Raw genomic sequence first — 2,540 nt, forward strand, 5'->3', positions numbered from 1 at the left:
GACGGAATCCACTGTTTAATTCCAGTGCAATATTTCTGATAATCTGGTATGGTGAAAATGGTTTAGTTGGAATTGCCGCGTTCTGCGATTTGAGAGAGACAGTCGCGTCAAATTCAACTAAAATTTGTGATAGCAGGCGTACTTTCGGTAGGTTGAATGATACCGTTTGTGCGTCCTCTGTCACTGTCTGTGTACCCATCATCTGCCATGTTTGGCGGGTAGCCTGCGAGAATAGTTGAGCCTTTGCCTGTGCTGATAGTTGCTGTTGAGTTGCCATAAATTAAAATTCCTCCTTAGACTTCTGCCGCGATTGTAGATACAACCGGGATATGATATTTTGCTGAAGCTTTCTTAATAATCCACATGAAAACCATCGTGATAAATACAGTAATGAACGTATGAACTAACCATTTAACCTTCATGCTTTTTTCCTCCTTATACTGCGTTTACTAATTGCGTCACACCGTTAACCGGATGCTTCGTGACAATAACCTTTGTTACGACAATGACCATCATTGTGAATAGCGCAATGACAATCATGTTCTTCAGCCCGACACCTGCAAATTTTCGTGTCTCCAAGTCATCACCTCCTTTAAAGCTTCAATTTTGCTAGTACCGGGTTTTGCATACCCACTTTCCAATACCAAAAATTGTGCCCGCCGGGTTGCTCCATAAATTGCGGCATCCCTGTTGCTTTCACAATCTTTTTACGGTCATCCGGGTTTTGCATGGTGAAAATGAAATAGTGTGAACTGTTGGCCATAGCAATGACCGGAATGTCTGTTGGGCGCTGGGTACAAGCCCAAACGACTGCTTCTTTCGAACGCCCGCGCGTGTATAAGGCTTTCAATTCTTTCGGGTAGTTATGGGCGCTTGGCGCGACTTCCATTAATTCGTCTATCCATAGAATCGTATTTTCACGCTTGTACACCCAGCTCATGAGCGCGTTGTAATATTCCGGCTCTAATTCTTCAGCGACCGGGCAATAGATAATTTTCGGCGTCTCGACCTCGGACACGTCTTCCAATCGGTGAACCACAGTAAAGTCCTTACCTTCCTGCAAGCCATGCCACAATTCCTGCCGTTTCTTGCGGCGCTCGTGTACTTCGCCTTTCGTATCAAGCTTTACCACATGGTCTTTCCCAGCGAGATATACCTCAGCGACAACCGATTTACCTGTACCGGTTTGACCACAGATAAAAACGTGTTCGTCATCGCCAATTGTCATTCGCATGTTTTCCACTTCCTTTCGTGCTGTAAGCTTTCACAACACGCTTCACGCCTTTACCTCTTTTCATAGCAGCCATGATGGACGGTTTCGGGATTTTGTCGTAAGGGATTTTCTCCACAACTAAAAATTCCTCGCCCTGTTCGATAATGTCCAAGTGTTCAAACCAATAACGGCTGTATTCATGCATGGGGATGTTGTAATAGAAGTCACCTTGCTTCAGCGTCACCATACCGGACATAGTCGATCATCCCCTCTAAATGGTTGAGGAATTTTAAGACATCAATATCCTCCGAAAGGGATGAGTTGATGTAAGGAGCCGCCAAATTGCTTACTAGTGGGTTCCCCAGATCGTTCAGCAGGCTTTTGATTAGTTCTTTCAGGCGCGCTTTCATTTCCTCGTTGTTCTGTTGGTTGTTTTGGTAGTTCTCGTTTTGGCAAGACATTTTTCTGTACCTCTTTCTTTTTAGGTTGTTTGGATTTCCACATAATGAATTTAGGTATAAAGATCGTAAAGCACGCAATGAGTAACGCTATATGGTCTGCATACTCACTGGCGACACCCGCCACGCCTTCAGACTTCGCCATGATGTTTGCGAGTGGCGTACATATCTGTTCGGCTTCATCGGCGGTTAATGCAAAGTCTTCCATCCCAGGTCGTGCTGCCACGATCGCGCTTGTCGTCAGTAACAGCATTTTCAGCTGGGATGAATCAACATTGCCCGCCGTCTTTTTCTTGGCTGCGCTTTTCTTTTTCGTGCCAGTACCAGGAGGGCGACCGCGTTTCTTTTTCGGCTGTTCCTCCTGGTCACTTCCCGGCACATCTACCATAACCACCCGAGGAGCGTTTTCGCTTTGCTTGGTGCTGGCTGTTCCTCTTCCTCCGGTTCCTCCACTTTTGGCGGTTCCGGTACTGGAATTTCCTGTGCTTGTCCCTGCGGCTGTTCCTTTGTTCCCATCAGGTTTTGGATGTCCTGTAGCAGATTCTTTGCCCATTTTGGCGCGTCCTCCTGTTCCTCTTTTTTCGGTGTTTCTTCAGCAGACGATTTTTCTTCTTTTTCTTCTAGTTCTTTTGGCATAGAAAATAAATCCTCCTTTTGTCCTATTTCTGTTCGATAAATTAAATAATATAGGAACATGTGTTCGATTTAAAGACAAAAAATAAAAATAAATGAATTAATTTCATATTTAATTATTTTTAGGCAAAATAAAAAGCCGGGAAAATGAATTTCCCGACTCTTTTAAAAGTCACACGACACATGCGGACGACTTGTATTTTTAATATAGTCCATATTTCTTTTCTGTTTATTTG

Annotated in this window: 5 protein-coding genes; all 5 read right to left on the bottom strand. The window is 44.1% G+C overall.

Annotated features, from left to right (window positions below):
• A partial coding sequence (locus tag ACFWX1_RS47985) for a hypothetical protein (RefSeq protein ID WP_378396616.1) occupies nucleotides 1-277 on the bottom strand: 277 nt, incomplete at its 3' end.
• A 315-nt stretch (nucleotides 278-592) separates the two neighbouring features.
• Nucleotides 593-1,234 carry a hypothetical protein gene (locus ACFWX1_RS47990; RefSeq protein ID WP_376642745.1) on the bottom strand — a complete coding sequence of 214 codons (642 nt, stop codon included), beginning with the start codon at nucleotides 1,232-1,234 and terminating at the stop codon, nucleotides 593-595.
• Nucleotides 1,212-1,460, bottom strand: a complete 249-nt coding sequence (locus tag ACFWX1_RS47995; RefSeq protein ID WP_376642747.1) for a hypothetical protein — start codon at nucleotides 1,458-1,460, stop codon at nucleotides 1,212-1,214. The genes ACFWX1_RS47990 and ACFWX1_RS47995 overlap by 23 nt, the downstream gene beginning before the upstream one ends.
• Nucleotides 1,461-1,510: 50 nt before the next feature.
• A complete protein-coding gene (locus ACFWX1_RS48000; protein ID WP_376642749.1) occupies nucleotides 1,511-2,065 on the bottom strand; it encodes a hypothetical protein in 555 nt (184 codons plus the stop codon).
• The gene (locus tag ACFWX1_RS48005) at nucleotides 2,053-2,367 is read right to left on the bottom strand and encodes a hypothetical protein (RefSeq protein WP_377998110.1); all 315 of its coding nucleotides are present in this window, start codon (nucleotides 2,365-2,367) and stop codon (nucleotides 2,053-2,055) included. The genes ACFWX1_RS48000 and ACFWX1_RS48005 overlap by 13 nt, the downstream gene beginning before the upstream one ends.
• Nucleotides 2,368-2,540 lie beyond the last annotated feature (173 nt).

Source organism: Amycolatopsis sp. NPDC059021 (genome assembly GCF_042739895.1).
Taxonomy (GTDB): Bacteria; Actinomycetota; Actinomycetes; order Mycobacteriales; family Pseudonocardiaceae; genus Amycolatopsis.

What these genes read in the sequence shown, in the direction of transcription:
- ACFWX1_RS47990 (WP_376642745.1), bottom strand. Translation starts at nt 1,234, where the DNA reads ATGCGAATGACAATTGGCGATGACGAACACGTTTTTATCTGTGGTCAA.
- ACFWX1_RS47995 (WP_376642747.1), bottom strand. Translation starts at nt 1,460, where the DNA reads ATGGTGACGCTGAAGCAAGGTGACTTCTATTACAACATCCCCATGCAT.
- ACFWX1_RS48005 (WP_377998110.1), bottom strand. Translation starts at nt 2,367, where the DNA reads ATGTTCCTATATTATTTAATTTATCGAACAGAAATAGGACAAAAGGAG.